Source organism: Rhodococcus sp. O3 (assembly GCF_048897285.1).
In the GTDB taxonomy this organism is placed as follows: Bacteria; Actinomycetota; Actinomycetes; order Mycobacteriales; family Mycobacteriaceae; genus Rhodococcus.
Genome location: NZ_JBMBTE010000211.1, coordinates 1 through 5,110, shown reverse-complemented (window position 1 = coordinate 5,110; position 5,110 = coordinate 1). Strand labels below are relative to the sequence as shown.

Below are 5,110 nucleotides of genomic sequence, written 5' to 3'. Positions count from 1 at the left end.
GCGATCGTGGTGCGGGTCCGGGCGATCTCGGCGGACCGCGCGACGGTCGCAGTGGGCGCGGCCACGGCGGCCCGCAGCATCTCGAGGAGGTCGACGATGCCCGATTCGAGGCGCAGCACGTGCCCGGCGTCGCCTCCCAGGTCCCGGGCGCGAGCCGCGACGGTGGTGGCGACCGGCACGATCGTCACGTCGAATCGGCCGGCGTGCCGCCGGAGCAGCGCGACATCGGTGTCGAGAACGCGCCGCCATCCCGGGAAGCGGTCGATGCCGGTGAGTGCGCACACCACGCGTGTGGCCCCGTGGGCGGCGTCCTCGAGCACGGCCAGTTCGGTGCGGCCGACGAACGCGGACGCCTCGAGCACCATGAGCACGACCGGGGCGGACCCCTCGCGCACGAACTCGATGTCTTCACTTCCGGACGCCGCACGGAGTTCACCGAGTTCCGCGGCGAGCTCGTCTTCCCCCGAGCCGGGAACCGCTGCGACCCGCACCCGTGGCGCGGGCGGATCGCCGTGCAGGCGCGCCCAGCCCTCGGGGTTCCAGCGGCGCAGCACGTCGTCGACGGCGGGCTCCGTCACGGCGCTCGCCCCGGGGCGAGCACGTCGAGTGCGTCCTCGATCGCGTCCCGGGCCGGCGGATTCGCGGCGATTCCCGCGACCGTCGCGGCCAGGACGTCGTCGCGGCGACGACGTGCCCGGTGCAGCCGCGCCGCGATCGCACCCGCGAGGGCGTCGGTGTCGGAGAACGGGAGCACCGGCGTGCGCAGGCGTTCGGCGACCGCTTCGATCGCCGCGTCGTCGGCGTCGGTGCCGGTGAGAACCACGATCATGCGCCCGGCCTCGACCCGGTCGATCAGCGCCCGGTCCGCCGGGTGGATCGCGTGCGGCGGCCGGCGGACGGCTGTCACGAGAATCACGACGTCGCCGTCGACGGTCGGATCGGCCCGGCCGGGCACGTCCGTCTCGAGGTATTCGACCGCGTATTCCTCCGGCGACTCCGGGACGGCGAGAGCCCTGCCGCCGCTGCCGGCGCGCTCGACGATCTGCACGGTCGGTGGACGATCACGCGTGCGTAGGGCCACGTGCAGGGCACGTCCCGCCTCCGCGTCGAGCCGTTCGACGCGGTGGGCGAGCTCGCGCCATGCGTCGTCCGAATTCCCCATCAGAACATCCCCCCGAATGCCCGCGGCAACAGTGGACGGATTGTCGCAGAGCAGGCGGCGCGCGGCAGCCGGCCTGAGAAAACCCTGTGGTCACACCAGTCCCTCCTGTCACGCACTCCCGAGATACGCGACAATGGGTGCCGTGAACGAAGCCGATCAGCACACGACCGAGACGCCGGAACAGCGCCCGACGCGAGGAAACCGCCTCTACCCGCGGGTGACGAGTTTCCGATCCCGCCGCGGCTCGCTGACCGACCCGCAGCAGGAATGCTGGGACCGCCGGTGGCCCGAACTCGGCCGTGACGTCGGCGACGAACTGCTCGACATCGACGGCTGGTTCGGCCGCAGCGCACCCACCGTCCTGGAGATCGGCTCCGGTACCGGGACCGCCGCGGTCGCGATGGCCCAGGACGAACCCCACGTCAACCTGATCGCGATCGAGGTCTACAAGCCGGGTATCGCCCAGACGCTGCAGCGCATCGAACGCACCTACGGCACCGACCGGCCCGTGCACAACCTCCGCATCCTGCGCGGCGACGCCGTCGAGGTGCTCGAGCACATGGTGGCACCGGAGTCGCTCACCGGCGTGCGGGTGTTCTTCCCGGACCCGTGGCCCAAGGCCCGCCACCACAAGCGCCGCCTGCTGCAGGCCCCCACGTTCGCGCTGATCGCGAGCCGCCTGAAGCCCGGCGGGGTGCTGCACGTGGCCACCGACCACGCCGAATACGCCGTTGCCATCGAGGAGGCCGGCAATGCCGAGCCCCTTCTCACCGCCCTCGACTGGGACTCGCCGATCAGCCACGAACGGCCCGTCACCAAGTTCGAGGACAAGGCTCACCAGGTGGGCAGCGCCATCACCGAGCTGATCTGGGGGAAGATCGGAGCATGAGCCTCGACGAAGATATGTCCGCGACGTCCGATTCGGTGACGGGTGCGGGCGGCAACCCACACCGGCGCGTGCTGCTCGTGTGGGATGCGCCGAACCTCGACATGGGGCTCGGAGCGATCCTCGGCGGCCGGCCCACCGCGGCCTACCGGCCCCGGTTCGACGCCCTCGGCCGCTGGCTGCTCAGCCGTACCGCCGAACTCTCCCGGTCCTCCTCCACGACCCTCGAACCCGAGGCGACGGTGTTCACGAACATCGCGCCGGGCAGCGCCGACGTCGTCCGGCCGTGGGTCGAGGCGCTGCGCAACGTCGGCTTCGCCGTGTTCGCCAAGCCCAAGATCGACGAGGACAGCGACGTCGACTCCGATATGCTGCACCACATCGAGCTGCGGCGCAGCGAGGGCCTCGCCGGTGTGATGGTGGCTTCCGCGGACGGTCAGGCCTTCCGGGAACCCCTCGAGGAACTCGCGAACGCCGGCATCGCGGTACAGGTACTCGGATTCCGCGAACATGCCAGCTGGGCGGTGACGTCCGAGATCCTCGACTTCGTCGATCTCGAGGACATCCCCGGTGTGTTCCGTGAGCCGCTGCCGCGGGTCAGCCTGGACATGCTTCCCGACGAGGGTGCCTGGCTGCAGCCGTTCCGACCGCTTTCCGCCTTGCTCGTCGGACGCAAGAGCGTCGCCGAATAGGAGACTTCACGTGTTCGACCGCTGGGGAGAGCTCGTCTTCCGCGCCCGTTTCACGGTGATCGCGGTGATGGTCGCCGCCTTGCTGGGGCTGGCCGGATACGGGCTGAGCCTGAACGACCATCTCAGCCAGAGCGGCTGGGATGATCCCGGCTCGCAGTCGTCGCAGGCCGCACGGCTCGCGGACGGCACCTTCGGTCGCGACACCGCCGGCGACGTCCTGGTCCTGTACACGGCACCCGAGGGCAAGACCGTCGACGATCCCGCCCTGGCAGCGAAGGTCAAGGAGAACCTCAACGCCCTGGTCGAGAATCATCCCGACGAGATCCTCAAGATCAACGGTGCCTACTGGCCCACGAACGGGGCACCCGCCCTGCCGGCACTCGCCGACGAGTCCCGACAGCACGCGGTCGCGTCGATCGCGATCGCCGGCGACGACGACACCGCGCTGACCAACAACTTCCGTGTCATCAAGGACGAGTTCGCGATCGACGGCGTCGAGGTGCAACTGGCCGGTCTGCAGCCGATCGCCGGTGCCCTCAACGACACGATGGCCAACGACATCCGGCGCATGGAAATTCTCGCGATCCCCGCCGTCGGCATCCTGTTGTTCTTCGTCTTCGGTGGCGTCGTCGCCGCCTCGCTGCCACTGATCACCGGTGGCCTCACGATCATCGCCGCGAACGGTGTGGTGCGGTTCATCACCAACTTCGCCGAGGTCAACTCGTTCGTCGCACCCGTCGTGTCCCTCATCGGCCTGGGGTTGGCGATCGACTACGGGTTGTTCATGGTGTCCCGGTTCCGGGAGGAACTCGCCGAGGGATACGAGACGGCCGCGGCGGTCCGGCGCACGGTCGTCACGGCAGGCCGCACCGTCGTGTTCTCCGCGACCATGGTCGTCACCAGCCTCGGCGGTCTGCTGCTGTTCCCGCAGGCATTCCTCAAGTCCGTCGCCTACGGCGCGATCGCCGCGGTCTCCCTCGCAGCGCTCACGTCGATCACCCTGCTTCCGGCGATCCTGAGCATCCTCGGCAAGCGCATCGACAAGTTCGGCCTGAAGCAGTTCGGCCAGATCCAGTCGAACGAGCAGATCGAGAACAGTCTCATCGGCCGTCTCACCCGCTGGGTGATGCGCAATCCGCTCAAGGTCACGATCCCCACCGTCGTCGGGTTGCTGCTGCTCATCATGCCGCTGACCGGCATCAAGTTCGGTGGCATCAACGAGACCTACCTCCCGCCGGACCACCCCACGCGCGTCGCGCAGGAGAAGTTCGACGACCTGTTCCCCGGCCAGCGCGCCGAGCCCGTGCGAATCGTCATCCGCGGCGCCGAAGGCGGCGACCTCAACCAGATCATCAAGACCGCGAGCGCCGCACCCGGCCTGGTGGAGAAGTTCTCCATCGAAGGCCCCGCCAAGGACGGCGTCCGCGTCATCAAGGCCGGCCTGATCGACCGCAACGCCTCGGCCGACACGATCGACTACCTGCATTCGGCGTCGTGGCCCGACGGTGTCGAGGTACTCGTCGGCGGCACCCCGGCGATCGAGCAGGACTCGATCGCGGCACTGCTCGACACCCTGCCGCTGATGGTGACGGTGGTCGTACTGCTGACCACCCTGCTGATGTTCCTGGCGTTCGGTTCGCTGGTGCTGCCGGTCAAGGCCGCACTGATGAGCGCGCTCGGACTCGGCGCCACCCTCGGCATCCTCACCTGGATCTTCATCGACGGAAACGGCTCCGGGCCGCTCAACTTCACCCCGGGCCCGATCATGTCGCCCGTGCTCGTGCTGATCATCGCGATCATCTACGGCCTGTCCACCGACTACGAGGTGTTCCTGCTCTCCCGGATGGTCGAAGCCCGATCCCAGGGCGCGAGCACCACCGAGTCGATCCGCATCGGCACCGCGCACACCGGCCGCATCATCACCGCCGCCGCAATGATCCTCATCGTCGTCACCGGCGCGTTCGGATTCTCCGAACTGGTGATGATGAAGTACATCGCGTTCGGCATGATCGCCGCGCTGATCCTCGACGCGACCGTCATCCGCATGTTCCTCGTCCCCGCCACCATGAAGCTGCTCGGCGACGACTGCTGGTGGGCGCCCGCGTGGATGAAGCGCATCCAGGAGAAGATCGGCCTCGCCGAACCCATCCTCGCGGACGAACTGATGCCCGAGGACGTGCCCGAGCTCATCACCGTCGGCATGTTCGGACCGGCCACCGTCGCCGCGACCGGGGCACATCGCCTCCCGCCGATGGTTCCCGGCGTCGGCCCCTCGGACATGACCCAGCCGCTGCCCAAGATCGCGGCTCCCCGCTCGTCCGCCGAACAGCGCCGCGCGCGGGAGTTCCCGCCCGCGCCGCGCCGCCCCTC

General features: G+C 69.2%; 4 protein-coding genes and 1 pseudogene. 3 read left to right on the top strand and 2 right to left on the bottom strand.

The window, feature by feature from the left end:
* A pseudogene (locus tag ACN675_RS27565) lies at positions 1–578 on the bottom strand (hypothetical protein); the annotation flags it as partial.
* The gene (locus tag ACN675_RS27560) at positions 575–1,162 is read right to left on the bottom strand and encodes a hypothetical protein (protein ID WP_420753843.1); all 588 of its coding nucleotides are present in this window, start codon (positions 1,160–1,162) and stop codon (positions 575–577) included. The gene ACN675_RS27560 and the pseudogene ACN675_RS27565, both read right to left, overlap by 4 nt.
* Before the next feature lie 142 nt (positions 1,163–1,304).
* Between ACN675_RS27560 and trmB the strand changes: the two genes are divergently transcribed.
* From trmB to ACN675_RS27545, 3 genes are all read left to right on the top strand, one after another.
* Positions 1,305–2,051: a tRNA (guanosine(46)-N7)-methyltransferase TrmB gene (gene trmB, locus ACN675_RS27555; RefSeq protein ID WP_420753842.1), complete on the top strand. Its 747-nt coding sequence runs from the start codon at positions 1,305–1,307 to the stop codon at positions 2,049–2,051.
* Entirely contained in the window at positions 2,048–2,740 is a 693-nt protein-coding gene (locus tag ACN675_RS27550) for an NYN domain-containing protein (RefSeq protein WP_420753841.1), read from the top strand. The genes trmB and ACN675_RS27550 overlap by 4 nt, the downstream gene beginning before the upstream one ends.
* Before the next feature lie 10 nt (positions 2,741–2,750).
* Positions 2,751–5,110, top strand: a 2,360-nt coding sequence (locus ACN675_RS27545; protein ID WP_420753840.1) for an MMPL family transporter, incomplete at its 3' end; no start/stop codon positions are given.

Coding starts and splice junctions, on each gene's coding strand:
- ACN675_RS27560 (WP_420753843.1), bottom strand. CDS start 1,162: ATGGGGAATTCGGACGACGCATGGCGCGAGCTCGCCCACCGCGTCGAA.
- ACN675_RS27550 (WP_420753841.1), top strand. CDS start 2,048: ATGAGCCTCGACGAAGATATGTCCGCGACGTCCGATTCGGTGACGGGT.